25 protein-coding genes and 1 pseudogene are annotated in these 24,040 nt (G+C 65.2%); 15 read left to right on the forward strand and 11 right to left on the reverse strand.

Annotated elements, in window-relative coordinates; translation table 11 throughout:
• Window positions 1-32: 32 nt before the first annotated feature.
• The 7 genes from dxs to ACFOPO_RS16755 all read right to left on the reverse strand — a co-directional run bounded on the left by dxs (window position 33) and on the right by ACFOPO_RS16755 (window position 7,413).
• Window positions 33-1,937: a 1-deoxy-D-xylulose-5-phosphate synthase gene (gene dxs / locus ACFOPO_RS16725; RefSeq protein ID WP_386704749.1), complete on the reverse strand. Its 1,905-nt coding sequence runs from the start codon at window positions 1,935-1,937 to the stop codon at window positions 33-35.
• 91 nt (window positions 1,938-2,028) lie between these two features.
• The gene (locus ACFOPO_RS16730; RefSeq protein WP_386704692.1) at window positions 2,029-3,126 is read right to left on the reverse strand and encodes a hypothetical protein; all 1,098 of its coding nucleotides are present in this window, start codon (window positions 3,124-3,126) and stop codon (window positions 2,029-2,031) included.
• Window positions 3,127-3,339: 213 nt separating this feature from the next.
• Window positions 3,340-3,954, reverse strand: coding sequence for an HNH endonuclease (locus tag ACFOPO_RS16735; RefSeq protein ID WP_386704751.1), 615 nt, complete (start codon window positions 3,952-3,954; stop codon window positions 3,340-3,342).
• A 163-nt stretch (window positions 3,955-4,117) separates the two neighbouring features.
• Window positions 4,118-5,902 carry an acyl-CoA dehydrogenase C-terminal domain-containing protein gene (locus ACFOPO_RS16740; protein ID WP_386704693.1) on the reverse strand — a complete coding sequence of 595 codons (1,785 nt, stop codon included), beginning with the start codon at window positions 5,900-5,902 and terminating at the stop codon, window positions 4,118-4,120.
• A 69-nt stretch (window positions 5,903-5,971) separates the two neighbouring features.
• Window positions 5,972-6,472, reverse strand: coding sequence for an LEA type 2 family protein (locus tag ACFOPO_RS16745; protein WP_386704753.1), 501 nt, complete (start codon window positions 6,470-6,472; stop codon window positions 5,972-5,974).
• A gap of 105 nt (window positions 6,473-6,577) precedes the next feature.
• Window positions 6,578-6,754: a hypothetical protein gene (locus ACFOPO_RS16750; RefSeq protein ID WP_241920033.1), complete on the reverse strand. Its 177-nt coding sequence runs from the start codon at window positions 6,752-6,754 to the stop codon at window positions 6,578-6,580.
• A gap of 230 nt (window positions 6,755-6,984) precedes the next feature.
• Window positions 6,985-7,413 carry a hypothetical protein gene (locus ACFOPO_RS16755; protein WP_386704695.1) on the reverse strand — a complete coding sequence of 143 codons (429 nt, stop codon included), beginning with the start codon at window positions 7,411-7,413 and terminating at the stop codon, window positions 6,985-6,987.
• A gap of 253 nt (window positions 7,414-7,666) precedes the next feature.
• Here ACFOPO_RS16755 and ACFOPO_RS16760 point away from each other — a divergent pair, with 253 nt between their 5' ends.
• Together ACFOPO_RS16760 and ACFOPO_RS16765 are read left to right on the forward strand one after the other, a co-directional pair.
• Window positions 7,667-10,114 (forward strand): DEAD/DEAH box helicase, encoded by a 2,448-nt coding sequence (locus tag ACFOPO_RS16760; RefSeq protein ID WP_386704697.1) that lies wholly within the window; start codon window positions 7,667-7,669, stop codon window positions 10,112-10,114.
• On the forward strand, window positions 10,111-10,980 hold the full coding sequence (locus ACFOPO_RS16765; RefSeq protein WP_386704699.1) for a ribonuclease H-like domain-containing protein: 870 nt from the start codon (window positions 10,111-10,113) through the stop codon (window positions 10,978-10,980). Before ACFOPO_RS16760 ends, ACFOPO_RS16765 begins: the two co-directional genes overlap by 4 nt.
• A 36-nt stretch (window positions 10,981-11,016) precedes the next feature.
• On the opposite strand, the pseudogene ACFOPO_RS16770 reads toward ACFOPO_RS16765, so the two are convergent.
• Window positions 11,017-11,262: pseudogene (locus ACFOPO_RS16770) on the reverse strand (RNA 2'-phosphotransferase); the annotation flags it as partial.
• A 265-nt stretch (window positions 11,263-11,527) separates the two neighbouring features.
• On the opposite strand from ACFOPO_RS16770, the gene ACFOPO_RS16775 reads away from it, so the two are divergent.
• From ACFOPO_RS16775 to ACFOPO_RS16795, 5 genes are all read left to right on the forward strand, one after another.
• Window positions 11,528-12,868, forward strand: coding sequence for a c-type cytochrome (locus ACFOPO_RS16775; RefSeq protein ID WP_386704700.1), 1,341 nt, complete (start codon window positions 11,528-11,530; stop codon window positions 12,866-12,868).
• 191 nt (window positions 12,869-13,059) lie between these two features.
• Complete coding sequence (locus ACFOPO_RS16780) at window positions 13,060-14,121, forward strand: lipid A deacylase LpxR family protein (protein WP_386704701.1); 1,062 nt, start codon at window positions 13,060-13,062, stop codon at window positions 14,119-14,121.
• 71 nt (window positions 14,122-14,192) lie between these two features.
• Window positions 14,193-14,564: a VOC family protein gene (locus tag ACFOPO_RS16785; RefSeq protein ID WP_386704703.1), complete on the forward strand. Its 372-nt coding sequence runs from the start codon at window positions 14,193-14,195 to the stop codon at window positions 14,562-14,564.
• A 113-nt stretch (window positions 14,565-14,677) separates the two neighbouring features.
• Window positions 14,678-14,878, forward strand: a complete 201-nt coding sequence (locus ACFOPO_RS16790) for a hypothetical protein (protein ID WP_386704704.1) — start codon at window positions 14,678-14,680, stop codon at window positions 14,876-14,878.
• Window positions 14,879-14,905: 27 nt separating this feature from the next.
• Window positions 14,906-15,085 carry a DUF3606 domain-containing protein gene (locus ACFOPO_RS16795; protein WP_386704706.1) on the forward strand — a complete coding sequence of 60 codons (180 nt, stop codon included), beginning with the start codon at window positions 14,906-14,908 and terminating at the stop codon, window positions 15,083-15,085.
• A gap of 35 nt (window positions 15,086-15,120) precedes the next feature.
• On the opposite strand, the gene ACFOPO_RS16800 is transcribed toward ACFOPO_RS16795, so the two are convergent.
• Entirely contained in the window at window positions 15,121-15,975 is an 855-nt protein-coding gene (locus ACFOPO_RS16800; RefSeq protein WP_386704708.1) for a hypothetical protein, read from the reverse strand.
• 377 nt (window positions 15,976-16,352) lie between these two features.
• On the opposite strand from ACFOPO_RS16800, the gene ACFOPO_RS16805 reads away from it, so the two are divergent.
• Entirely contained in the window at window positions 16,353-17,681 is a 1,329-nt protein-coding gene (locus tag ACFOPO_RS16805) for a tyrosine-type recombinase/integrase (protein ID WP_386704710.1), read from the forward strand.
• 39 nt (window positions 17,682-17,720) lie between these two features.
• Here the strand turns inward: ACFOPO_RS16805 and ACFOPO_RS16810 are convergent, their stop codons facing one another.
• Together ACFOPO_RS16810 and ACFOPO_RS16815 are read right to left on the reverse strand one after the other, a co-directional pair.
• Entirely contained in the window at window positions 17,721-18,704 is a 984-nt protein-coding gene (locus ACFOPO_RS16810) for a hypothetical protein (RefSeq protein ID WP_386704712.1), read from the reverse strand.
• Window positions 18,705-19,133: 429 nt separating this feature from the next.
• Window positions 19,134-19,340 (reverse strand): DUF1778 domain-containing protein, encoded by a 207-nt coding sequence (locus tag ACFOPO_RS16815; protein ID WP_386704714.1) that lies wholly within the window; start codon window positions 19,338-19,340, stop codon window positions 19,134-19,136.
• Window positions 19,341-19,429: 89 nt separating this feature from the next.
• Here ACFOPO_RS16815 and ACFOPO_RS16820 point away from each other — a divergent pair, with 89 nt between their 5' ends.
• The 7 genes from ACFOPO_RS16820 (at window position 19,430) to ACFOPO_RS16850 (ending at window position 23,711) form a co-directional block, all read left to right on the forward strand.
• Entirely contained in the window at window positions 19,430-19,591 is a 162-nt protein-coding gene (locus tag ACFOPO_RS16820) for a hypothetical protein (protein ID WP_386704716.1), read from the forward strand.
• The gene (locus ACFOPO_RS16825) at window positions 19,588-19,785 is read left to right on the forward strand and encodes a hypothetical protein (protein WP_386704718.1); all 198 of its coding nucleotides are present in this window, start codon (window positions 19,588-19,590) and stop codon (window positions 19,783-19,785) included. Before ACFOPO_RS16820 ends, ACFOPO_RS16825 begins: the two co-directional genes overlap by 4 nt.
• Window positions 19,782-20,237, forward strand: coding sequence for a hypothetical protein (locus ACFOPO_RS16830; RefSeq protein WP_386704720.1), 456 nt, complete (start codon window positions 19,782-19,784; stop codon window positions 20,235-20,237). The genes ACFOPO_RS16825 and ACFOPO_RS16830 overlap by 4 nt, the downstream gene beginning before the upstream one ends.
• A gap of 137 nt (window positions 20,238-20,374) precedes the next feature.
• Complete coding sequence (locus ACFOPO_RS16835) at window positions 20,375-21,094, forward strand: hypothetical protein (protein ID WP_386704722.1); 720 nt, start codon at window positions 20,375-20,377, stop codon at window positions 21,092-21,094.
• 493 nt (window positions 21,095-21,587) lie between these two features.
• A complete protein-coding gene (locus tag ACFOPO_RS16840) occupies window positions 21,588-21,794 on the forward strand; it encodes a helix-turn-helix transcriptional regulator (protein WP_386704724.1) in 207 nt (68 codons plus the stop codon).
• Window positions 21,794-22,423: an HNH endonuclease signature motif containing protein gene (locus ACFOPO_RS16845; protein WP_386704725.1), complete on the forward strand. Its 630-nt coding sequence runs from the start codon at window positions 21,794-21,796 to the stop codon at window positions 22,421-22,423. Before ACFOPO_RS16840 ends, ACFOPO_RS16845 begins: the two co-directional genes overlap by 1 nt.
• Before the next feature lie 202 nt (window positions 22,424-22,625).
• Window positions 22,626-23,711, forward strand: coding sequence for a DNA-primase RepB domain-containing protein (locus ACFOPO_RS16850; protein WP_386704727.1), 1,086 nt, complete (start codon window positions 22,626-22,628; stop codon window positions 23,709-23,711).
• Window positions 23,712-24,040 lie beyond the last annotated feature (329 nt).

A 24,040-nucleotide genomic window follows, 5' to 3' on the forward strand; every position in this document is an offset into this window, starting at 1 on the left:
ACAGCCCCGGTTCGAACCGGGGCCGTCGGGTTTCAGAGCGACGCGCTTTGCGGCTGCGGCTTGAGCAGCAACGGCCAGCGCTTGAGCACGGCAGCGCGGATGCCGGCGGCATCCAGCCCGGCCTCGGCCAGCAGCTGCTCGCGGCTGGCGTGGTGCTGGTATTCGTCCGGCAGGCCCAGGTGCAGGATCGGCATGGCGATGCCTTCGGCGGCCAGCAGTTCGGCGACGCCGGAACCGGCACCGCCGGCGACGACGTTGTCCTCGAGCGTGACGAAGCCTTCGTGGCTGCGTGCAAGCTCCAGGATCAGCGCGCGATCGAGCGGTTTGACGAAGCGCATGTTGACCACGGTCAGGCCGAGTTCCTCTGCCGCCTTCTCCGCCGCCGGCACGATTGCGCCGAAGGCGAGCAGGGCGATGCGCGAGCCCTGGCGACGCAGCTCGGCCTTGCCGATGGGCAGCGTGTCCAGGTTGGCCTGCACGGCCACGCCGGGGCCCGTGCCGCGCGGATAGCGGACCGCGGCCGGGCCCTGGAAGTGGTAACCGGTGCTGAGCATCTGCCGGCACTCGTTCTCGTCCGACGGCGCCATCACCACCATGTTCGGCACGCAGCGCAGGTAGCTCAGGTCGAGGTTGCCGGCATGGGTCGCGCCGTCCGGGCCAACCACGCCGCCGCGATCGAGCGCGAACAGCACGTCCAGGTTCTGGATGGCGACGTCATGCACCAGCTGGTCGTAACCGCGCTGCAGGAACGTCGAGTAGATCGCCACGACCGGCTTGGCGCCTTCGCAGGCCATGCCGGCGGCCAGCGTCACCGCGTGCTGCTCGGCGATGGCGACGTCGAAGTAACGCTGTGGGTATTCCTTGCTGAAGCGCACCAGACCCGAGCCTTCGCGCATCGCCGGGGTGATGCCGAGCAACTTGGGTTCGGCCGCGGCCATGTCACACAGCCACTCGCCGAAGACGTCGGTGTAGGTCGGCTTCTTGGCGCCGGGCTTGCTGACCAGGCCGGTCGACGGATCGAACGGGCCGACCGCGTGGTAGCCGATCTGGTCGCCTTCGGCGAGTTCGTAGCCCTTGCCCTTGGTGGTGATGATGTGGAGCAGCTGCGGACCCTTGAGGGTCTTGAGCACCTTCAGCGCGGACAGCAGCGCCGGCAGGTCGTGGCCGTCGATCGGGCCGGTGTAGTGGAAGCCCATTTCCTCGAACAGCGTGGACGGCACGAACATGCCCTTCCAGTGTTCTTCCCAGCGCTTGACGAACTTCGCCGCCGGCTTGTTCTTGTCGCCGAGCAGTCGCTTGCCGCCCTCGCGGATGGCGTTGAGCGTGCGGCTGCCGGTGAGGCGGCCGAGCATCTGCGTGAGGCCGCCGACGTTCTCGGAGATCGACATCTGGTTGTCGTTGAGGATCACCAGCAGGTTCGGCTCCGGGTCCATGCCGCCGCCGTGGTTGAGCGCCTCGAACGCCATGCCGGCGGTCATCGCGCCATCGCCGATCACCGCCACGACCTTGCGCTCGTCGCCCATCTGCTGCAGCGCGATCGCCATGCCCAGCGCGGCCGAGATGCTGGTCGAGCTGTGGCCGACACCGAAGGTGTCGTACTCGCTCTCCTCGCGCTTCGGGAACGGCGCCACGCCGTCCTTCTGCTTGACGGTGTGGATGATGTCGCGGCGTCCGGTGAGGATCTTGTGCGGGTAGGTCTGGTGGCCGACGTCCCACACGAGGCGATCCACCGGCGTCTCGTAGAGCCAGTGCAGGGCGACGGTGAGTTCGATCACGCCAAGGCCGGCGCCGAAGTGTCCGCCGACCAGGGCGACCTGTTCGATCAGGTACGCACGAAGTTCCTCGGCGATGGCCGGCAGTTCCTCTTCCGGGAACTGGCGCAGATCGGCGGGGACCTCGATCCGGGAAAGGCGGGGATAGCGCTGCGGGTCAATCATCACGACGTTATCAGACGGCAAGTTCGCCATTGTCCCGCCCCAGTCGGGGGCGGGCAAGGCGCAGCATTCAGTTTTCGTCGTGACGGGGCTGTCAGCGGCCGCGCAGGCGACCGAACAGGCCGCTGCCGGACTTGCCGGCTTCCAGCGGTTCCGGCTCGCGCTCGACTTCGGCGAAACCGGTGGCCAGGTTGGCATTGATGAAGTCGGCGACCTCGGCCACGGACACGCCACTGGCTTCGGCGATCTCCGGGATCAGGGCCGGGCCCTTCATCATCACCGTGGCGATGCGGAAGTGCTTGGGGTAGTCGCGTTCGGTCTGCGGCCACTTGACCATCTGGTAGCGGCGCTGCGGATCGTGCTCGGGCGCCAGGGCGCCCTTGCCGGCAAGCAGGTTGCCGAACCACACCAGGCGGACCAGCGGCATCGCCGCGCCCAGGCGCGCGCTTTCGGCGTCCCAGGTGTTGGCGTCGACGGAGATGAAATCGCCGGTGGTGAGCTTGCCTTCGAACAGCGGCGCCAGCGCCTTGAGGCCGGCCGGGCCGTGGTACACGCGCTGCTCCATGTCGATCAGCACGACCTCGTCGCCACGGACGCGCATGCGGCCCTTGAGGCGGTCGTTGGCGAGCCAGTCGAGCAGGGAGTCGTTGCTGGTCGCGGCCGACTTGGCAGCCGGTGCAGGCGCTGCCGCGGCCACGGGGGCCGGGGCTTCGACTGCCGCCGGTGCCGGAGCAACTGGCGCCGGAGCAACTGGCGCGGGAGCCGCCGGCGGCGCTGCGGCGACGCTGGGAGCAGGCGCAGGAGCCGGAGCGGGCGTCGGAGCCGGCGCAGCTGCCACGACCGGCGCGGGCGCCGGGGCGGCGGGCGCTTCGTCGAACGACACGCCGGCCTGGATCCCGATTTCGCGCAGCAGCGTTGCCACGCTGCCGGAATCGAACGGGTTGGCGAGGCGGAAGTCGGTCTGGCTGCGCTGGGAAACGGTCAGCGCGATCACGCTCTTGCCGGCGGCGTGCAGCCGCAGCCAGCTCATCGGACCGTACATGCTGTCCATGTCGACGATGACATAATCAGCCTGGGTGTCCGGCAACATTTGCCAGCGTCCGCCGAGGCGACCGTTGGCGGCCTGGAAGGCCGCCTGCAGGGCGGTCTCCGTGGCCGGGTCCATGCCCGTCAGACCAAGGGTCAGGCGCATCGTCGCTTCCGTTTCAATTGCAATGGTTCGCGAGTGTTGCGGAGGTCCTGACACTCGTCAACGCGCGCAACGCGTCGAAAGTGAGCGTTTTGTGTCAGGTGTGTATTTAGGTTGTCGGAACGGGCGCGGCAAAGCGCGAAGCGCATCACGCTCCGGACGGGGGTTGGATGGGTTTGGACCCTGCTGGAGGCCCCGAATCGGGGCTGGAGCCGCTCAGGCCTGCAGTCGAGCGTTCTTGGGCAGCTGGTTGCGCAGGAACGCCATCTGGTCGGCGAGGATGTTGCGGTTCGACAGGATCAGGTGCTCGACCCAGCTCGGCCGATAGGGCACGGCCAGCAGCGGCATGCTCGCCTGCTGCGGGGTGCGGTTGCCCTTGCGCGAATTGCAGTGGAAGCAGGCAGCGACCACGTTCTCCCAGATGTCGCGACCGCCCTTCGAGACCGGCATCACATGGTCGCGGGTGAGATGCGGACGGCTGAAGTCGTGGCCGCAGTACATGCACAGGTAGCCATCGCGCGCGAACAGCGCGGCATTGGTGAGTGCAGGGGTCGGATCGAGTGCATGCGTGCGGGCATGGCTGCGCGCGGCGACGATCGGGTGGAGCTCGATCACGCTCTGCTCGCCGCTGATCCGGTTGATGCCGCCATGCACCTGCAGGCACGGATCGCCGAGTGTCCAGGCGACGGCGCCACGCACGTAGAGGCAGGTCGCGTCCTGCCAGCTCATCCAGTCGAGGACCCGCCCGTGCGCATCAAGTGAGAGCAGTCGAACCGAATTGAGACGGTCGAGTGCGGGGCGCGGAGCGAAGAGGGGTGTGTCCGGCCCCAGATCGGTTCCGGCTTTGACCAAACGAAGCGTTGCTCTATCGGTCTCCATTGGGAAACCAGCTTATACGCCTTTGTTTACATTTTGTGTACCCGCCGTTCACCGGCGGCAAGGACTGCGGCCGGGAAAGGCCGCAGTCCAGAGCTGTCGCGGAGACGTTTCGACGTCAGGCGACGTCGACCGCGAGCTCGGGCAGACCGGCCGAGCCGCTTTCGATGGCGGCCGCGTGGGCCAGCGTGCGCGGCAGGATGCGGGCGAAATAGAAGCGGGCGGTCGCACGCTTGTCGTCCTTGAATGCCTGCGACTGCGCCGATGCCTCGGCGGCGGCAACGCTGCGCGCCCACCAGTAGGCCAGCACGACATAACCCGAGTACATCAGGTAGTCGTACGCCGCCGCACCAATCTCGTCGGGGTTGGCGGCGGCGTGCTTGCCGACCTGCATGGTCAGCTGCTGCCACTGCGCCACCTTTTCGCGCAGCGGCGCGATGAAATCGGCCAGCGAAGCGTCATCGCCATGGGCGTCGCAGAATGCCGCGACCTGGCCCAGGAATACCTTCAGGCCCGCGCCCTGCAACTGCATGATCTTGCGGCCGAGCAGATCGAGCGCCTGGATGCCGGTGGTGCCTTCGTACAACGTGGTGATGCGCGCATCGCGTGCGAGTTGCTCCATGCCGTGCTCGGCGATGTAGCCGTGGCCGCCGAAGCACTGCAGTGCGTTGTACGTGCATTCCACGCCCCACTCGGTCAGGCATGCCTTGACGATCGGCGTGATGAAACCGACGAAGTCGTCGGCCTGCTTGCGCTCGGCATGATCAGGAGCGTGGTGGGCGACGTCGACCTGCAGCGCGGCGTCATAACCCATGACGCGGCCGCCTTCGACCAGCGCCTTGCAGGTCAGCAGCATGCGCCGCACGTCCGGGTGGACGATGATCGGGTCGGCGGGCTTGGCCGGGAACATGGCCCCCGCTGGCGCACGCATCTGCAGCCGCTCGCGCGAATAACGCAGTGCGTTCTGCAGGGCGCGGTCCGACAGGCCCAGGCCCTGCAGGCCCACCGCGAGGCGCGCGGTATTCATCATGGTGAACATCGCCGCCAGGCCCTTGTGCGGCTGGCCGATCAGGTAGCCCTGGGCGCCGTCGAAGTTCAGCACGCAGGTGGCCGAGGCGTGGATGCCCATCTTGTGTTCGAGGCTGCCGCAGCGCACCGCGTTGGCATCGCCGACATTGCCTTCGCGGTCGACGCGACGCTTGGGCACGACGAACAGCGAAATGCCCTTGCTGCCGGCCGGTGCATCCGGCAGGCGCGCCAGCACCAGGTGGACGATGTTGTCGGTGAAGTCGTGCTCGCCGGCGGTGATGAAGATCTTGGTGCCGGTGATCGCATGGCTGCCGTCGGCCTGCGGCTCGGCGCGCGTGCGCAGCAGGCCCAGGTCGGTGCCGCAATGCGGTTCGGTCAGGCACATGGTGCCGGTCCAGCGGCCTTCGACCAGCGGCTTGAGGAAGGCTTCCTGCTGCCAGGCCTCGCCATGGTGCAGCAGCGCCTCGGTGGCGCCATGCGACAGCAGCGGGAAGTTGCCCCAGGCCAGGTTGGCCGCGTCGATCATTTCCTTCAGCGGCACGCCGGCGGCGTGCGGCATGCCCTGGCCGCCGAACTCGGCGGGCGAGGTCAGGCCCGACCAGCCGCCTTCGACGAACTGCGCATAGGCCTGCTTGAACCCCGGCGGCGTGGTGACCTGGCCCGTGGCCTGGTCGAGCTTGCAACCGTCGCGGTCGCCGACGCCGTTGAGCGGCGCCAGCACGGTCTCGGTGAAGCGGGCGGCTTCGTCGAGCACGGCATCGAGCACGTCGCGCGTGGCGTCGTTGAAGCCCATGCGCTGGAACTGGGCTTCGGCGCCGAGCACATCGAACAGGACGAAGCGCATGTCGGCGAGGGGGGCGTTGTAACTGCTCATTGGAATCTCGTCAGTGGAAGCGAAGTGGCGGACACCGCGCGGCGATCCGGCACTACCGGGAAAGAAAGGTCAGCGCAGAACGCCGGGAAGTCCGGGGGCCGGGCTCAGCGCGCTGCTGCGCTCGACTTCGAAGCTGCGCAACTTGCCCTGGTCGGGCGTGGCATCGATACGGCCGTTGAGTTCGTAGGCGAGGCTGCGACCGGCGGCGAGCGCGTCGGCGGCAGCGAGCTTGGCGGCTGCCTGCGGCGCCACGGTGACGGTGATGATATCGGCCGACTCCGGGCCGATCGACAGACCCGGCTGCGCGCGAAGGTTCCCGGCCGCGGTATCGGCGACCTTCAGGGCCAGGTCGACGGACTCGAAGCGCATCGGGATGCTGCTGAAGTTTTCGATGCGCAGCTCGGCCGACCAGCTGCCGTCGGCGCGGACGGTCAGTTGCTGGATGCGCGCGGAGGGCTCGGAGACACGGCGCACCGGGCCGCTGGAGCATCCGGCAAGCACCAGCGCCGCCAGTAACGACAGCAGCAGGGCCGGACCGTTCCAGCGTTTCCAGTTCGACTTGCACGCCATGTCCGTCATACCGCCGCTCCACCGTGATGGGACGGCGAGCATACTACGGCGCATGGCGGGGGCAGGAGTGGCCGGGGCGTCAGCGCCCGGGGTGGAAGCGGCGCGTCAGCTGGCGGCGGGCGCCACGGTCTGCGCGATCAGGGCCAGCGCGGCCACGGCGGCCCAGACGGCGAGGTAACGAAGCACGGCGCGGCGTGCGCGCGCGCTTCGCGACAGTCGCGAGGCGCTCGAGGGAATACGGATCCGGGCGAGCGCACGCTCGCTGGCATTGGTCGTGGCCATAGGGGGAACACGTTTCCGTGAGTACTACGATGGCGAGATTGTGTACCAGCAAAGCTGAAGGTACCCCGGCCCAGCTAGTTCACCTGCTCAAGGTGACGGTCATATTTCCATTGCTGAGCGGCATCCGTGCTATCGCATAGACCGGGCTGCCGGGGTGCGACCAGAATCGCGCCTGAACCTAGGGCAATGCCATCGGCCCAAGGCGCGAACTGGGGTAGGAATTTTCTGACCTATCTCCGGCGCGTCGGCGCGGCCCGGCGCAGCTTCGCCAGTTCGCTGAGCGCCCGTAGCAGCCCCATCTCGCTCGACAGCGCCACGTCGTAGATCAGGTCGCCGTCGACGCGGGCATCGCGTCGCCAGATGCGGGCATGGCCGCCGAGCGCCAAGTCGGACGCCATGACCAGCGTGCGGTAACGCGCGCTGCGCAACGCCGACTCGTGCGCCCGCCAATGCTCCTCGACGAAGTCGCCGCGCCCCTGCAGGATCGCCCGCGCCGGGCTCCCCGGCATCTCCTCGCCGTGGGCGAGTGCCGGCGACACCGCCAACAACAGGTGCGCCGTGTCGTGGGCAAGGCTGGCGCGCTCCGCCGCGGTGTAGCTCTGGTCCCGTTGCAGCAAGCCTTCGGCGCGCTGCTGGCAGGCAGCGAACAGCTGCGACAAGGGCCGATCCAGATAGGGATTGGAACCGGCCAAGGGGGCAGGCCGGGGCCGGACCGTGATCGGGCTGTGCAGCGAAGGGGTCGGATGTGTCATGGCGGGCAGCCTCTACTTCCGCCGTCTCAGGCATCAAGACTCGAACCGCACCAACGTACGCCCCGGTTTGATAGCGCAGCGTCAATGTTGGCGTGTCAGGAGTCGCAGCCTTTGAGACGGTCATGGCATCCACTCGCGACCGGCCCAGCAGGAGAAGACGATGGCACCGGCGCTTGCCTTGAAACACCACACCGACGAGCGCGCGATCGCGTTGCGCGAGGACGGTCGTCCCGCTGCCGACAGCGGGTTGCTCGCGCAGGCACTGTCCCGGCGCTACGCCGGACGGATCACCGGCAGTTTCACCTTGCCGGGCAGCGAAGGGCGATATGCCGACCTGCCAGGCGACTTGCCGCCGGCACTGGCGCAGGCCTTGCGTGCGCGCGGGATCGAGCGCCTGTACAGCCACCAGGCGCAGGCCTGGGAGGCGGCGCAGCGTGGCGACAACGTCGCCATCGTCACTCCGACCGCGTCCGGAAAATCGCTGTGCTACACGCTGCCGGTGGTGGCGGCGGCGATGAACTCGCGGGCGAAGGCGCTGTACCTGTTCCCGACCAAGGCGCTGGCGCAGGACCAGGTCGCCGAGCTGCTGGAGCTCAATCGTGCCGGCGACCTCGGCGTCAAGGCATTCACCTTCGACGGCGATACCCCGGGCGATGCCCGCCAGGCGATCCGCCTGCACGGCGACATCGTGGTGTCCAACCCCGACATGCTGCACCAGGCGATCCTGCCGCACCACACCAAGTGGGCGCAGTTCTTCGAGAACCTGCGTTACGTCGTGATCGACGAAGTGCATACCTATCGCGGCGTGTTCGGCAGCCATGTCACCAACGTGCTGCGACGGCTCAAGCGGATCTGCGCGTTCTATGGCGCACGGCCACAGTTCATCCTGTGCTCGGCGACGATCGGCAATCCGCAGGCGCACGCCGAAGCGCTGATCGAAGACCGCGTGCAGGCGATCACCGAATCGGGTGCGCCGACCGGCGACAAACACGTGCTGTTGTGGAACCCGCCGGTGGTCAACGCCGACCTCGGCCTGCGTGCCTCGGCACGCTCGCAGAGCAACCGCATCGCCCGCATCGCCATCAAGTCAGGGCTGAAGACGCTGGTGTTCGCGCAGTCGCGGCTGATGGTCGAGGTGCTGACGAAATACCTCAAGGACGTGTTCGACCACGACCCGCGCAAGCCGCCGCGCATCCGCGCCTACCGCGGTGGCTACCTGCCCAGTGAGCGCCGCGATGCCGAGCGCGCGATGCGCGACGGCCGCATCGACGGGATCATCTCGACGTCGGCGCTGGAACTGGGCGTGGACATCGGCAGCCTCGACGTGGTGGTGCTCAATGGGTATCCCGGCAGCGTCGCCGCGACCTGGCAGCGCTTCGGCCGCGCCGGCCGCCGGCAGCAGCCCAGCCTCGGCATCCTCGTCGCCAGTTCGCAGCCGCTGGACCAGTACATGGTGCGGCACCCGGACTTCTTCGCCGACAGTCCGCCCGAACATGCACGCACGGCACCCGACCAGCCGCTGATCCTGTTCGACCACATCCGCTGCGCGGCCTTCGAGCTGCCGTTCAACACGCGCGAGATGTTCGGTCCGATCGAGCCGGAGGTGTACCTGGAGGCGCTGGCAGAGTCCGCCGTGGTCCATCGCGAGGGCGAGCGCTGGGAATGGATCGCCGACAGCTACCCGGCCAACGCGGTGTCGCTGCGCTCGGTCGCCGACGGCAACTTCGTCGTGGTCGACCGCACCGATGGCCGCCAGACCATCATCGCCGAGGTCGACTACTCGGCGGCCGCGCTGACCTTGTACGAGGGCGCGATCCACATGGTCCAGTCCACGCCGTACCAGGTCGAGCGGCTGGACTGGGAGGGGCGCAAGGCCTACGTGCAGCGCACCCACGTCGACTACTACACCGACTCGATCGACTACACCAAGCTCAAGGTGCTCGAGCGCTTTGACGGCTGCGCCGCGGGGCAGGGCGACGCCAGCCATGGCGAAGTGCACGTGGTGCGACGCGTGTCGGGCTACAAGAAGATCCGCTACTACACCCACGAGAACATCGGCTATGGCCCGGTCAACCTGCCCGACCAGGAGCTGCACACCACGTCGGTGTGGTGGCAGTTGCCGCAGGCGACGCTGCTGTCGTGGTTTGCCAGCCGGCAGGATGCCCTCGATGGCTTCCTCGGTGCCGCGTATGCCTTGCACATCGTCGCGACGGTGGCGGTGATGGCCGATGCACGCGACCTGCAGAAGGCCGTTGGCAACGGTGACGGCGCCTGGTTCGCCAGCAGCGACCAGAGCGGTCGCGGCAGCCTGCGCGGCGTGGAAGGCAGCGTCGAGCTGGCGGACGTGCAGCAGTTCGTGCCGACGGTGTACCTCTACGACAACTTCCCCGGCGGCGTTGGCCTCAGCGAGCCGCTATGGCGACGCCAGGAAGAGCTGGTGACGCGCGCGATGGAGCTGGTCGAACGCTGCGATTGCCGCAGCGGTTGCCCGGCCTGCGTCGGCCCGATCCTGGCCGCGAGCGAGGAAGGCGAGGGCACCACGCCGAAGGCGCTGGCGCGACGGGTGCTGTCGTTGCTGATCGAAGCGCGCGAGCTGGAGTCTGCATGACGGTCACGCTCGAAAAGTTGCGTGCGCTGCGGCGGCAGGCCGGTGAGACGGTGGGTGCTTCGCGCGAAGGCGGGGGCAATACTCCGCAGGCGCTGTTTGCCGCGCCGACGGCCGGAACGCCACGGCCTGACCCAGGTGCCAAGCTGGATGCATTGCGACGCATGCTCGGCGTTCGCCAGCGCCACGCGGTTTCACCGTTGCCGTCCCGCGATCGCAGCATCCCCGGCATCGAGATCGAGCCCGGGCTGTTCCTGGCCGAGTCCACGCGCCCCATGCAGGCGCCGTCGTCGGTGCCACTGGCGTTCGCCAAACGCGAGGACTCCGTGGACACGGACGCACTGATGTTCTTCGACACCGAGACCACCGGCCTGGCCGGCGGCACTGGCACGCGCGCCTTCATGATCGGCGCTGCCGACTGGAGCGCCGGCACCTTGCGCATCCGCCAGCTGACCATCACCACGCTGGCGGCCGAGCCGGCGATGCTGCGCACGTTCGCGCAATGGCTGTCACCGCGAACCGTGCTGTGCAGCTACAACGGTCGCTGTTACGACGCGCCGCTGCTGAAGACCCGCTTCCGCCTGGCGCGCATGGGCGACCCGATCAGCGCGCTCGACCACGTCGACCTGCTGTTCCCGACCCGGCGCCGCTATCGCGGCGTCTGGGAGAACTGCCGGCTCGCGACCATCGAACGCGAGGCATTGCGCATCGTCCGTGAAGACGACCTGCCCGGTTCCGAGGCGCCGGCGGCGTGGCTGTCGTTCCTGCGCGGCGGATCCTCGGCCAACCTGCGACGCGTGGCCGAGCACAACCTGCAGGACGTGGTCACGCTGGGTCGGCTGTTCGTGCACCTTGCGGAAGCGGCGTGATGCTCTCGCTCAGGTGCTGATGAATGCCGTTTCGGCCGAACGCCCCTGGAGTGCACGTATGCGCCGGCCATCGCTGGACAGGGCGAAACGCCGCTGGTCGTTGTCTTCGACGACAGCGCGGATCACGCGCAGGTCGAGCAGGTGTCCGGCCTGCCGTGCGCTTGCAATCAGGTCGTCGATGTCCGCCCAGCCTTCGCGATCGAGCGTCAACCCGATTGCGCCTGGTGCATGGCGAAGTACGTAGCTGAGGTACCTGCTGGTATCGGTAAGCCTTCTACGCATTGAAGCTGCCGCCATGCGCAAGCGCGGTTTCCCGGCCCGGCGCTGCCGTCAGCGCGAGCAAGGCGAAAACGAGAGGTCGCATACAGTCCCCCAACTGTAATGTGACAAGGGTCGGAATCTAGCAGCCCTTCGGCCCGGACCGGACCAACCGGCGTGCGAGAAAAAGTCGCAGTCGAGCCAAGGCCTGCTATTCAGTTTTCGCCGCGTGTCCGGGCGAGGGGCTGAGGCTCGTTGATGCACTTGGGCCTCGCTGGGGAGCTGTGCAATGGCATCGTGTATCCGCCTCGGTCTGGCGCATGTCCTTGTGCTGGTATTGATTGGCTGTTCCGCCGGCGACGGCGAGCCAGAGATGGGCGCTTACAAGCCCATCGTCCAGATCGCTCCCATCCCCGGCCTCAAGGTACGCCCCCTGAATGACCGCACGTTCGAGCGAACCGAAGCTCGCCGGGCGCGCGGCGAGTATCTGGCTGAAGGCATCCTCGCCTGTGCCGCCTGCCATTCCGAGCGCGACTGGAACAAACCGGGTGGTCCGGTTGTTGCTGGCCGCGCATATGCGGGCAAAGTCTGGAAGACCGACGGCAAGACTTGGCTGGTCGCACCCAACATCACGCCAGAGCCGCATACCGGCGCGGGCCGCTGGAGCGACGACATGTTCGCGCGCGCGATCCGCGAGGGCATCGGTCATGACGGCCGACTGCTGCATCCGCAGATGTGGTACCGGTCGTTCCGCCAGCTTTCCGACGAGGACCTGGCGTCGGTGGTGGTGTACCTGAGATCGCTGCCAGCCGTGCGTAACACGTTGCCGCAGACAGTGCTCTCTGCCGAGCAGGTCAAGCGGTTTGCAGGTGAACCCAGGCCGATTACCGCACCCGTACCCCAGCCTCCCCAGGCCACGCCCGAAGAGCGGGGCCGCTACCTTGCGGGGCTTGCCGACTGCGGCGGCTGCCACACCCTGTGGGACGGCAAGCGCCTGCCCGGTGCTTTTGCGGGCGGCAATGAAGTCGGGCGCGATGGGCGCAAAGTATTCAGCGCCAACATCACGCCCGACCCGACCGGGCTGTCGTACGACGCGGCGGGCTTCATCCAGGTGATCCGTACCGGCAAGGCGGGGCTGCTCGCGCCGGAGATGCCGTGGCTGTTCTATCGCCGCCTCAACGATGCCGACCTCACCGCGCTGCATGCGTTCCTGACGACGCGCTATCCCGTCGCGCATCGCATCAGCAATCTTGGCCCGGCCACCGCTTGCGCGGTGTGCGGAGGAATGCATCCGCTTGGAAGCGCCAACCACCTGGTGGCGGTCCGCGGAGTGGATGTGCCCGAGCGCCTGTTGCGTGATTACGTCGGCACCTATCGGATCGACGAGTACGACTGGACCCTGCGAATCGGACTGGAGCACGGCAAGTTGCACGTCATCGAGGGCGATGCGCCGCCGAAGGAACTGGTCGCGCTGTCGCAGTCCAGGTTCGTGATGGAGGGCGGGCTGGGGCCGCTGCGATTCGAACGTGATGGCGAAGGACGCGTTGCGCGCGTGGTGTCCGAGGATGTTGAAGATGTGCCGCTGGAGCGCATCATTGCGGGGGCCACCAAGGCCGGTGGTTCGCAGTAGGCGGATTGTTGCGCCGTAGGCAACACACAGGGTCAGGCGCGAGGGCTACACACTGCAGCGCCACAGCTCTAACCTCGCGTCAGTCTTCCGATCAGCGACACGAGGATACGGGGGGCCAGAAGCTCCAACCCAGTGCCCGGTACCGGTCAAGCCCCTCGGCGCGCCGCAGGGTGTCTTGATAGCAGGTAAACATGCGTTCCCAGTTCATTGGCACGTGGCTGCTGGCAGCCACTGCGATCTCGTTCTGCTCCATTGGAACCGCCCGGGCACACAGCCGCGAAGACTGCACCAGCGGCCGCACCCGGCTTCCGCCCATCGTCAACCTGCGCGTCGACAACGACGTTATCGGCGGCCAGGACCAGGGCTACAGCAACGGCGTGCAGCTGACGCTGGTCTCGCCCAACCTGCGCGACTACACGGACGATCCCTGCATCCCGCGGTTGGCCCAGTGGGTCAACCGATACCTTGGCGCGCTGCAGTCGGAAACGTTCGAGCAGCAGAACATGATCGCGACCTTCGCACAGGGCATCTTCACCCCGACCGATTTCAGTCGCAGCGACCTGATCGAGGACGACCGGCCGTATGCGGCCGCGTTGCTGGTTGGCCTTGGATACAACGCGCGCGAAGGCGACAGGCTGCGCACCACGCAGCTGCAGGTCGGCATCGTCGGGCCGGCCGCGCTGGGCAAGCAGGCACAGGACGCCGTGCATCAGATCACCGGCAGCGAGAAATTCCGCGGCTGGGACAACCAGCTCGAGAACGAGCCGGTGTTCCGCATCGTCCACGAACGCATGCGCCGCTTCTCCTCCAGCGACGGTGCGAGAGGGTGGGGCTGGGACACGATCGCCCACTACGGCGGCAGCTTCGGCAACCTGGCGACCTACCTCAACACCGGCGCGGAGTTCCGCGTCGGCCTGAACCTGCCCGATGACTTCGGCAGCACGCCGTTGCGCCCGGCGGGCGAGAACACGGCGCCAACGCGCGAGCCGCAGAGCCAGTACGTACCTGGTGCGCATGTGTTCGTGACATTCGATACGCGCTGGGTGCTGTATGACATCACCCTGGACGGCAACACGTTTCGCGACAGCCACAGCGTCGACAAGCGTCATGCCGTGGCCAATATCGGTTATGGCGTGGCGCTGATGCGGCACCGCTGGAAGTTCGCGCTGGCGCGCTACCACGGCACGCGCGAGTTCGATGGTCAGCGCGAGACGCCGGTGTTCGGGAGCTTCACGATCAGTCGGGCGTTCTGATCTGCCAGAACGGCTTGCCGGCGTGATCCGGCGCATAATCTCGGAGCGCAGACGCCGGCATCGGAGGTCACATGGCAGCCCAGACACGGTCACTTGTCGCCTTTGCCCACGTCGCCAACGTCGAGGCCAGCATCAGGTTCTACGCCGACCTCGGTTTCAAGGTGGCCAACACCGTGGTGCCGGACGGGAAGACGGCGCCTGTCTGGGCCTGGCTGGCGAGCGAGAAGGCCAACCTCATGGTCGGGATGGCGTCCGGGCCGATCGATTCGTCGCAGCAGGCCGTGCTCTTCTATCTCTACTACGACGACATCACGCTCACTCGCGCCTCGCTAGTGGAGCTTGGCCATCGGCCGGGTGAGATCAAGTATCCGTTCTACATGCCGGGCGGCGAATGCAGGCTCGAGGATCCGGATGGCTACGTTCTGATGCTGGCGCAGATCTAACGGCCATCGCAGCAGTCCCAAGCCTGCGCCGGATCACGATCATTCGACGCTGATTTGACAGCCGTTTAACCGGGCCGGAGGCAACTTTCCCATCCCCAGGGGTGAGAAAGACGATGTCGACGCTGGACGAAGACTTGCTGGCCCTAGAGGCGATGGTTCCTGTGATCATGGAAGTCGTGCCACAGGAGGATGTCCTCACCGCATTCACCTGCTACGAGCAGCCAGTGCTGGAGCGTGCAGTAGACAGCCTGCAGGCGCAGGCGCAGGTAGAGGACATCCTTCATCGCCACGGCGTGGCGACGCCGGGGCTATAGATTCCCCGACCAATCCGGAGACCACCGATGACTGACAGTGCCGCCAACCGGGGCGAGCCCGACCGCTCGCGCATTAACGTCAACCAGGCCCACGAACTGCGCTACTGGACGGCGGCGCTGGATGTGACGGAAGAGGAGTTGCGTGCGGCGGTGCGCGCCGTGGGGACTTCGGCTGAGGAGGTTCGGGAGTATTTGCGGAGCAGTTGAGCGGCTGCGAAGCCCTGACGCTTTCGGTCAGGCTGCTATTTGCGCGTGCGTTCGATATCGAGTCGGGCGCGCGACTTGGCGTCACCCAGCGCCGCGGCGCGTTCGAGCAACGTGAACGCGGCGACACGGTCTCCGTCGCTTCCACGATCCAGGCGCATCATTGCGGCGTTGTACGCGGCGATGGCACTGCCCTTTGCCGCGGCGCGCTCGAAGCTGGCGAGCGCCTTGTCCGGGCAGAGAAAGAAGATGTCCCAGCCGGCAGCAGCGTGCATGAGCAGGTTCGAATCATCTTCGGAAATCTGGTCTTCCACGTAGGCAGGCCAGCCAGCCACGAGGGAAACGAACACCTCGGAGCCACCCGGCAGGAAGTACGAGCCGGCGCCCTCTCGCCCGGTGAACGCCTGGTGCGTGGTGCGGCGCGTTCCATCCTTCGCCAGCCACAGGAAGCCGTCTTCGCCCCTGACCGGAAAGCCACCGAGGGCCTTCGAGACGCGATCGGCCTGTGAAGGCACGCCCGGTTCCGGAGACACGCCGGTCCACGAGCCGACAAGCTCGACGTGCTCCAGTTTGCCGTTGAGCTCGGGCCGAACGAGATCCGCTACGTCCTCGGGGCTGAGGATGCGCATCTCTCCGTCATACATGCGCCAAGGACTTGCCTGCAGGCCGATCATGTAGACCGAATCGCTGTCTGGCACCGCCTGCATGTACTGGTACAGCGCTTTGCCGGAGTACACGCAGTTGCTTGGATCCTGCTGTGGAGAACAGGTCACCACGTTGACCGCGCCGGACAAGGACAGGTGCGATGTGTCGCATGCCCGGGCAGCGGAGCAGACTGTCAGTGCGAGAACAACCGCGCAGGCCAGCGCGGGCCAGACGTGACGATGCGACATCCGTGATTCCCCAAGTCCTTTCCCCGGCCCGATTCTCGTGGCTTTGATTTACGGCGGCAACCTTTCACCGAGCGCTTCGCCGCCGGTTCGTGGAGGCGCAATCGAAGGATTGAGGCAACGGCGTGGTTCGCAACGAACGACGCAAACAAAAAGCCCTGTAAAGCCTGAGGGCCTTACTGGGCTTCGAATTTGAATGGTGGCCGGGGAGGGTATCGAACCCCCGACACGGGGATTTTCAATCCGTGTCATTTATGTGCGGGCTGATCCGGTGATACGCTGGGACCTAGCAATGGCGGTATTTCCAAGGTCGGCAGCCTGCGGCCGTCTACGGTGGTTTACCGCCCTCCCTGTTACCCACGTGTTACCCAGAGGCGGCAATGGCAGAGACGGTCAAGTTCACCGAAGCACGGGTGGCGGCCCTTCGCCAGTCCGTGAAGGCTGGTCGCGTCGAGTTCAAGGACGAGGAAATCCCGGGACTACTCCTGCGGGTGACGCCCACTGCAGCGAGCTGGAGCCTCGTCAAGCGTCTGCCTGGTAGCGGAGTGACCCGAGTGTCGCTCGGTAAGGCAGACGCCGTGTCAGTCACCGAAGCTCGCAAGCTCGCCCGGATCCGCATTGGCGAGATGCACCAAGGCATCGACCCCAACGCCGTCAAGCGACAGAAGAGAGCCGTTGCGCAGAGGGACGGTCTGACTTTGGGTGAGGGCTTGGCAATCTACCTTGCCGAGCGGGACCAGCTTCGGCCAGCCACGAGGGTGACCTACGAGCGGGACCTTCGGACGACCTTCGGTGACTACTGGGACCGCCCACTGATGGAGCTCACCCCGGAGCGAGTGCGCGACCGTCATCGAGACCGAAAGACCCGTGACATACGCGCCCAGGCGAAGGTAGAGACGGCACTCTCGCGAAAGCGCATCAAGGCCAGCCCTGCCCGCGCAGACGGCGCTGTGCGCGCTCTGAGGGCGATCGTGAACTACCTCAGGGCAGAGAGAGACTTGGATCTTCCCGACGTCGCTAAGCGCATCACAGCGACCAAGGGATGGGGCAACGTGGCGCGAAGGAGGAGGGCGCTGGTCGGCGACGCCCTACCCGAATTCGTGGCCTCGATACGCGCGCTGCCCGATGACCTGCCTCCGGACCTGTCCGGCACCCAACGGGACGTCACCTTGTTCCTTCTTTGCACCGCGCTTAGGTGGACTGCTGGGGCTGGGCTGGAATGGTCGGAGATCGACTTCAAGGCGAAGTCGGTGACCATCCCGGCATGGCGAATGAAGGGAAAGCAGGACCACCCCCTCCCCTTAGGGCCGCAGATGATGGCGATGCTTAAGCAGCGACAGAAGGAGGCGCGCTCCGATAGGTTCGTGTTTCCGGGGCTTGGGCGCCGAGAGGGGGAGAAGCTTGTCTACCGAGCTTTGGGGCGGCTCTCCAAGCAGTTCCTGGAGAAGGTCATCGATGCGGAAGGTGATCGCATTTCCTGGTCGCCTCACGACCTTCGGCGCACGGCGATATCGGTGCTGGAGGCCATGGACGTGTCCGGCTATGCCCTCAAGAAGATTGCGGCGCATAGCCAAGGGGCAGACGTCACAGCGGGCTACCTCACGGACGATGTGGAGCGCCTGCGGAGCCCGATCGAGCGGCTCGAGCGGAAGGTGTTCGGAGCGGCGGGCAGTAAGGTCGTTGCCTTGAAGCGGCGAACAGTCATCTGACATTCTTCGCTTCAGGTGGCGGCGCGTAGCGGCGGCTCGCTATTCGGCTATGAAGTGTGGAATCGAGGGCTCATAGGCCATATGGGTCGCGGCTCGGCGGCACATCGCCTCCATGGCGAGCCAGAACCTTAGAACTGACACGCTTGGATCTTCTCGGACCTCCTCGGAAGCGCTGCGAGACGGGGCTAGGCGGATCGTAGCCATCATCCCTTTCCTTGTGGCGATTTCTCTCAGCCACAGCGCGGTAACGTCTGGATTTGCTGCCATGGGCTGCCTATGCGTGACCCTATTTCGCAGTTCCCCCAAATCCATAAGCCATCCAGGAGAAGCGGCGTCGCCGCTGGCCTCTCTAAGAAGGGTGATCAAGGGGTCATCGAGCGCCTGGGCATTGGCTGGCTTCGCGAGCCACCTTTGAAGCCAGGCTAGGCAGTCGGTGCCGGCTTTTGCACCCACACGAATCGCCGCAATGTGTGCCAGATAGTCTCTGGCAGCACACAGTTCGCCTAAGAGTGAATGAATAGCGAGGTGGAGCTCAAAGATCGCGATGTTCGAGAAGCGACTTCCAGATTTACGGCCGGAGATTAGCGCCCACTCAAGTTGTTCGTTGTGAAGCCTGGAGACTTCTCTAAGTCGCCACCCGGCGCATCTCATAGACATCGCCAGATAGCGAGCTAGCTCGGATGAGACTGAATCACCTGCGGTGCTGGCCGTGTAGGCAATTGCACTCCAGGTATCAGAGCTCTGTCGTTGCGCGCCTTCAGAACCAAGATTTGGGTACCAGAACTCACTCCGTTCTGGGCCATCGTTGGCGTGGATCTGGTTCGTTCCCATGAAGTAAGAGCCTGCATCACTTGCCGCCACACACGCTTCGGCAAATGACATGGGCCCGATGTACTGGGGGCCTGTGGGCCCTCCGATCGGTCCGATGACGATACCGCCGGCCACCAAGGGTCTACCGATGATGCCGCCAGTGAAGTGGAAAACATCGGTTGCCAGGACCGTTCCGGTCTTGAGCACTCTCACGAAACACGCCGCGGACTTGGCCTAGGGCGAAAGCCCCGCCAAACCCAGCCGAGGCCAAAACCGAGCGCGTAGACGATGGCCGCGAAGATAGCCAAGCCGATCGCGCCGCTTCTAAGGTTGGACCACCAAGAGGCTTGCGCCTTTTCCAACGACACGCCGGCAGCAATCTCGCGTAGTTGGAAGAGGCAATCGGGACGCTTGGAGTAGTCGTGCTCTACCCAGTCGTTCTTGTTTAAGTGCCCCTGCGCTTGCGCTTGGGTCGCGTAGAAAGGGGATTCGCAGCTGTAAGTGGTGAACCCATCGGTTGGGCGCTGGAGCACCCAAAGGGCCAAGAGCAGCGCACCAATTACAACGAAGACGAGGCAGAACAGTCTCTGCCATCCATTAAGGCGCATATCGGCGTCCCCCTGACGCGTTCCTGGTTGAAGTTTAGCCGTCGTCGGCGTCCGCGGGGTCTGCGGCCTGCTTCTTCTTCAGGCGTTTGGCCTTGTCTAAGGCCGCAGTCCGGACGAATTCGGACACCGGCTCGCCGTAAATGTCGGCGCCCTCATCCAGCGTCCTCCTTTCCCCCTTGGTCAGCCTGACCTGAAGGACCTCAGAGCGCTTCTTTGCGTCTGGAAGCGGTGGTCTCGCCATGGTGGTTGCAAACTCCAGTTCGTGGGATTATGGTGTTGTTAGTTTACGTACAAAAACAGTTCGTGGACAAGCCCAAAGGAGACTCTGAAATGGCGACCAAGACCCTTAACATCAATGCTCAGGAGGCCGTCTTCCTGGCCCTCATGTATGACATGGATACGGAGGCCCGAGAGCTGGTCCGGACATTGATGCGAGAGCTGGTGACGGTAACTCAGACCGCAGCTGCCGCAGCCGCGGGAGGCGCCCAGTGACCGCCCTCGTCGTCTCGTTCCCCCAGGACCGGATCTACCGTACCCGACAGGCCCAGCTACAGATAAGAGAAGACCGCGAAGACGCGCTGGTGGCCCGCCTCGTGGACGCGCTGGAGAACGATCCCAAGTTTGCGCACATCAAGGCGATGCTCGAAGCCCGGTGTGCGCGGCTCGAAAGCGAGCGCTCGCCATGACCGCCCAACTCCTCCGATTCCCGAAGGCCAAGAAGCGGGGGGCCAAGGTCCGTACCGGCCCCATGGCACGCGTGCTGACCTTTCCTGCCCAACTGGTTGGTGCCGAACTGCAGAGGCGCTGGATCTGGCTGCGGAGGAACTACGACAGATGGGGCAACGAGGAACTTGATGGCGAGCTAGAGGAGGTCTCCGGCGGATGGAGCTACGAGCAGCACTACATCATTGCTCAGGCGGCCATGGGGCGGCTGGAGTCGGGCGACGACATAGGCCGTGCAGACCGGGCAGCTCGGGCCGACATCCAGGCATGGGAGGCCTGCATCAGGAAGCGCATCCGCGTTAAGGACTGGCTGGAGGGCCTTGGAATCGATTGGGACGACCACAAGGGCTCTGAGGCGGCGCTGTTCTTCGCCTTCGATCGCCTTTCGGGCCCGACGCCGCCTGCGGCGGCCTAGTGCGGCTCAGGTAGGTTTCGCTTAACAATCTTAGCGGGCCTTTACAACGGCTAGCGGCTACCACAGATCCATCAGTACACGCAAGGCAAGACGGGGCAACATGAGGATACAAGGCGCTAGTGCGGCAAGGAGGGAATGTGGGTACTGAGCTGAAATCCAAGTTCATCCGCGTGACCAAGGCGGCGGAGGAATATTTCGGAGGGGACTTCGATCTTCTGACCGAGGTCGCAATTGCCCATGACCTGATGGTGTTCATTCGCCTCAGTAGTGAACGGGTTCGCTTTGCGCCGCACGGACAGACCGCCCGCCCGCCCGAGGACGAGGTCCAAAAACTTCCGCTCAAGCGGCTGACCGGCCACTTCCCTATAAGTTGGCTCCAGCGGCCGTACGTCTTCACAACTGGCTCGGCAACGGTAGGGCACGTCTGGATCCGGGATCAGAGGCTCAGCAAAGAGACTTTCTCGGATCGCCCCCTCAACACCGAGACCGACTTCATTGCCTGGTTCGACAGACCCGAGTTTGGAAATCGGTTCGCTCTTCCAAAAGAAGACGCATTGCTGGCTCGCAGACACATAGAGCGGGCAATCGAAAGACATGCAAGTCCACTTGGGACTGCGGTCGGACGGACGTCCGGATGGCCTTGGGGCGGGTATGAGACAACGTTATTGCGTCACTTAGCGGCCGCTGCGGACCGCTTCTGGAAGAACTACGACCCGGAGGAACCCGACACCGCGGAGACTAAGGTCGAGGTCGTGAAGTGGCTGGTTGCTCGTGGGGTCACAGAGCGCACGGCAGAAGTAATTGACACCATTCTTAGGGTCGAAAACCTGCCTAAGGGGCCGCGGCGCAAGAAGTAGGGCGCACCCCTGAGAGGCCCATCACTGCTAGTTCTCAGGGGTGGGTGCGGAGTACTTCGCGTCGTTTGGGTCGGCTACGCGCGGTGCTCTACGGCTATTAGCAGGTCCGTGGATGCCAAAAATAGGTCTCCGAAGTCCGCACAAATCCTGCGGACGAGGAGCAGCAAGTGCGAACGACAGTAGAGCCGGCCTTCGGGCCACTTGTGCAGGAATGCGCCAAGCACGGCATCAGCCGAACCGTGGCGTTTGAGTTGGTCGCTAACGGGCACCTCCAGACTTTTCAAATCGGGGTGAAGCGGTACGTCCTACTGGACAGTCTCCGTAACCTGCCTTCCACGTTGGCCGCAGCCAGCAAGGCAGGTGCGGAATGACCGCTCTGACCATTTTGCCCCCCATAACGTATCCCGTCCGGAGAGAAAAACCGGTAACCGAGGGGTACGCGACCCCGGTTGCGGCAACGGGTTGGCCTTCTGGCGCCCTAACGTTTTTGTCCATGGACAAGAACACTCGCCCCCTCTCTGAGCGCGAAGCTGCAGATCGCCTCGGACTCTCCCCTCGGACGCTGCAGGACTGGCGCCGCCGCTCCTGTGGTCCGGCGTTCCTGAAGCTCGGCAAGCGAGTCGCGTACCGGCCTACCGACCTGGACGAATACGAAGCAGCCTGTCGCGTGCAGCCCAAGGGCATGCAGGAGGGCGCCTAATGTCCGCGCTTCTCACAAAGCGTCAGTGGAAGGCTGGCAAAGGCTTCCTGCTCAGGCTGCGCGCCAATCCACCGTTGTGGATCTTCGGCGTGATCTTGCACGAGCAGTCTCGCTGTCTCATCGATCCTGGCCAGGGTGTCATCTACGGCCGGAGCGGGGCGCAAGTCGGGAGCACCCGAGGCAATGGCTACGTCCGCCTGCGCCGCGATTGCAGCGCTGGTCACCAGTATGCGCACCGCCTGATCTGGGAAGCGGTTTACGGTCCGATCCCGCGTGGCTTCCACATCGACCACTTGAACGGCCAGAAGGCCGACAACCGCATCTGCAATCTCGACGCGGTGACGCCCTCTGAGAACTTCAACCGAGCTATCGCCACCGGGCTGACCCCGATTGGTGAGCAGAAGACGGGCAGCAAGCTGACTGAGGCGGATGTGGTCGAGATCAGGCGAACTGCGGGGGAGATCGGTCCGTCGGAATGGGCCCGACGCCTCGGGGTCGATCCGGCCACCATTCGCGCAGCGCGCGACGGTAGGACCTGGAAGAACGTGGGCCGCGGTTGTGCCCGCAAGCCAGCCGCGCGTCGTAGCCGCCGTCCACGTGCGCGCCGCGTGCCTAAGGAGGTGGGTTAATGGCTCCCCCTGACGCGCATCGCTTGCTTGAGCTTGCTGACCGCACTCACGGGCAGCTACTGGACCTCTCTCGCGATGCCGGCCCCGATCGCTGCGACCAGATGCTGGCTGCACTGAGGGACGTCACCTCCCACATCGAACGGCTCCGCGCCGGACTGCTCCGAGGCAGTCCGCCGGAAGGCTGCTGAGCGCCGGGGGGCGGATGACAAACACTGACCTGCAGACGAGCGTGCCTGACGATGCGAGCAGGCTGCTCGCGCTCGTGGCTCGCGGTAGTCGGGTCACGTTTCAGACGTTCGATGACAACGACAAACGTAAGGACAAGCGGCTGTCCAAAGTCCTGGACGGGGCTCTAGTGCGGCACGCGCAAGGCCTGTCTCGGCTCAACGATCGCGGCGCAGGCGTCTTCTTCATGGTCAATGAAGGAGATGGTCGAGGGCGTTCGGCCCGTAACGTGATCAAGGTTCGTGCTGTGTTCCTGGACTTGGACGGCGCTCCGCTTGGGCCGGTGCTGGATGGCCCACTGAAGCCTCACGCTATCGTCCAGTCATCATCGGAGCGGTACCACTGTTACTGGCTCGTGGACAGCCTCCCCCTAGATGAGTTCAGGGCGATCCAGCAACGAATCGCAGCTCGTTTCCATGGCGACGCCAAGGTCATTGATCTCTGCCGAGTAATGCGTCTACCCGGGTACCGCCACCAGAAGGGCGCGCCGTTCCTCTCGCGGATCGAGTCGATTGACGACCGTCCTCCGTACTCTGCTAACGAGGTCCGGCAGGCGTTTGCCGATAAGCCTCGACTGGTGCTCGCAGAGTCGATTCCTAAGGGCGAGCGGAATGTCACCCTCTTCGCACTGGCTCGTGGCCTGGTCAACAAGGGACTAGACGCCAACGCGGTCAATAAGCGCATCCAGAAGATCAACGCCGAACGATGCGAGCCACCTTTGTGCGCAAAGGAGGTGGACGACCTTGTCGCATCCGCGGTTAGTCACGGATCTTCGGGCTTCACCGTGCTGCCGGACCCGATGCTGGACTCTGACGCCTACAGGGGCCTGTCACATGCGGCCCGAACCATCTTGGTTGGCGCATACCGCCGATACAACGGCTCGAACGATGGAAACATCAGCTTGCCCTTCGAGGACTTCGCCGGCTACGGCTTCAGCAACAAGACCTTCTATGAGCACCGCCGTCGTCTGGTGAAAGCAGGGCTCCTGCGGGTCGTGAGCAAGGCCAACTTCTCAAGAGAGGGCAAGCGGCCCGACCTCTTTGCCTTGGGCATCAAGCCATGACCATAGGTGTAAAACCTACACTTAGGGTTAGTGTCGAAACTACACTCCTAAATAGCTTTCAGGGTCAGGATCTCCAGAGCCCTGCTGTAGGGGGAGGCTTCTCAGAAGGGGCTTGGAAGGGGCTTCGACCGATTGGACGCGTGCTCGACGCGTGCCGACACGTCGGCTGCTTTCGCATTGCTAGCAGAGTGCTAGCAAGAGCACGCGGTTGCTTACCGCAATGGTCGACTCAACCCATTGATTCGAATGGGATCGCTCTATGCCAGCGGCATGCGTCTGGCATGCGTTTGGCATGCGATCGCATCGCGTCACGCTTCGAGCGTTACATC

The sequence above is a fragment of the Lysobacter sp. GCM10012299 genome (assembly GCF_042649405.1).
Lineage (GTDB): Bacteria > Pseudomonadota > Gammaproteobacteria > Xanthomonadales > Xanthomonadaceae > Lysobacter_J.

Excerpts from the sequence above, each read along its gene's own strand:
- dxs (WP_386704749.1), bottom strand. The coding sequence starts at position 1,937 with ATGATTGACCCGCAGCGCTATCCCCGCCTTTCCCGGATCGAGGTCCCC.
- ACFOPO_RS16730 (WP_386704692.1), bottom strand. The coding sequence starts at position 3,126 with ATGCGCCTGACCCTTGGTCTGACGGGCATGGACCCGGCCACGGAGACC.
- ACFOPO_RS16740 (WP_386704693.1), bottom strand. The coding sequence starts at position 5,902 with ATGAGCAGTTACAACGCCCCCCTCGCCGACATGCGCTTCGTCCTGTTC.
- ACFOPO_RS16745 (WP_386704753.1), bottom strand. The coding sequence starts at position 6,472 with ATGGCGTGCAAGTCGAACTGGAAACGCTGGAACGGTCCGGCCCTGCTG.
- ACFOPO_RS16750 (WP_241920033.1), bottom strand. The coding sequence starts at position 6,754 with ATGGCCACGACCAATGCCAGCGAGCGTGCGCTCGCCCGGATCCGTATT.
- ACFOPO_RS16760 (WP_386704697.1), top strand. The coding sequence starts at position 7,667 with ATGGCACCGGCGCTTGCCTTGAAACACCACACCGACGAGCGCGCGATC.
- ACFOPO_RS16765 (WP_386704699.1), top strand. The coding sequence starts at position 10,111 with ATGACGGTCACGCTCGAAAAGTTGCGTGCGCTGCGGCGGCAGGCCGGT.
- ACFOPO_RS16775 (WP_386704700.1), top strand. The coding sequence starts at position 11,528 with ATGGCATCGTGTATCCGCCTCGGTCTGGCGCATGTCCTTGTGCTGGTA.
- ACFOPO_RS16780 (WP_386704701.1), top strand. The coding sequence starts at position 13,060 with ATGCGTTCCCAGTTCATTGGCACGTGGCTGCTGGCAGCCACTGCGATC.
- ACFOPO_RS16785 (WP_386704703.1), top strand. The coding sequence starts at position 14,193 with ATGGCAGCCCAGACACGGTCACTTGTCGCCTTTGCCCACGTCGCCAAC.
- ACFOPO_RS16790 (WP_386704704.1), top strand. The coding sequence starts at position 14,678 with ATGTCGACGCTGGACGAAGACTTGCTGGCCCTAGAGGCGATGGTTCCT.
- ACFOPO_RS16795 (WP_386704706.1), top strand. The coding sequence starts at position 14,906 with ATGACTGACAGTGCCGCCAACCGGGGCGAGCCCGACCGCTCGCGCATT.
- ACFOPO_RS16800 (WP_386704708.1), bottom strand. The coding sequence starts at position 15,975 with ATGTCGCATCGTCACGTCTGGCCCGCGCTGGCCTGCGCGGTTGTTCTC.
- ACFOPO_RS16805 (WP_386704710.1), top strand. The coding sequence starts at position 16,353 with ATGGCAGAGACGGTCAAGTTCACCGAAGCACGGGTGGCGGCCCTTCGC.
- ACFOPO_RS16815 (WP_386704714.1), bottom strand. The coding sequence starts at position 19,340 with ATGGCGAGACCACCGCTTCCAGACGCAAAGAAGCGCTCTGAGGTCCTT.
- ACFOPO_RS16820 (WP_386704716.1), top strand. The coding sequence starts at position 19,430 with ATGGCGACCAAGACCCTTAACATCAATGCTCAGGAGGCCGTCTTCCTG.
- ACFOPO_RS16830 (WP_386704720.1), top strand. The coding sequence starts at position 19,782 with ATGACCGCCCAACTCCTCCGATTCCCGAAGGCCAAGAAGCGGGGGGCC.
- ACFOPO_RS16840 (WP_386704724.1), top strand. The coding sequence starts at position 21,588 with ATGGACAAGAACACTCGCCCCCTCTCTGAGCGCGAAGCTGCAGATCGC.
- ACFOPO_RS16845 (WP_386704725.1), top strand. The coding sequence starts at position 21,794 with ATGTCCGCGCTTCTCACAAAGCGTCAGTGGAAGGCTGGCAAAGGCTTC.
- ACFOPO_RS16850 (WP_386704727.1), top strand. The coding sequence starts at position 22,626 with ATGACAAACACTGACCTGCAGACGAGCGTGCCTGACGATGCGAGCAGG.